Annotated in this window: 1 protein-coding gene; it reads left to right on the forward strand. The window is 57.6% G+C overall.

From position 1 onward, the window contains the following. Positions 1–44 precede the first annotated feature (44 nt). A partial coding sequence (locus G5358_RS21565; RefSeq protein ID WP_421324937.1) for an RnfABCDGE type electron transport complex subunit D occupies positions 45–557 on the forward strand: 513 nt, incomplete at its 3' end.

Genomic DNA, 557 nt, shown 5'->3' on the forward strand with positions numbered 1-557 from the left:
TCTTGCGTGAGTGCCTGACCAAGATTGAACTGGAAGGTTAAGCGATGAGTTTCAAGCAACTTCTTGAAAATATGGAACATCACTTCGAACCGGGTGGAAAGTACGCCAAGTACTACGCCCTGTTCGAAGCGGCGTATACCCTGTTCTATACCCCGGGTACCGTTACCCGCAATGCCGCCCACGTCCGTGATGCGCTCGATCTGAAGCGCATGATGATCATGGTGTGGCTGGCCGTGTTCCCGGCCATGTTCTGGGGCATGTACAACGTTGGCAACCAGGCCATCGCCGCCATTGCCCACATGGGCTCGGCAGCCGGTGCCAGCAGCTGGCAATATGCCCTGGCCACCATGCTGGGTGCCTCCCTCGATCCGGCTGTTGCCGGTATCGGCAGCAAGATGCTGATTGGCGCCACCCACTTCTTCCCGATCTACATCACCGTCTTCTTTGTCGGTGGTTTCTGGGAAGTGCTGTTCGCCATGGTGCGCAAGCACGAGATCAACGAAGGCTTCTTCGTGACCTCCATCCTGTTTGCCCTGATCGTGCCGCCCGAGCTGCCC

Source organism: Aeromonas sp. 604176 (genome assembly GCF_049170755.1).
GTDB classification, from domain to species: domain Bacteria; phylum Pseudomonadota; class Gammaproteobacteria; order Enterobacterales; family Aeromonadaceae; genus Aeromonas; species Aeromonas veronii_A.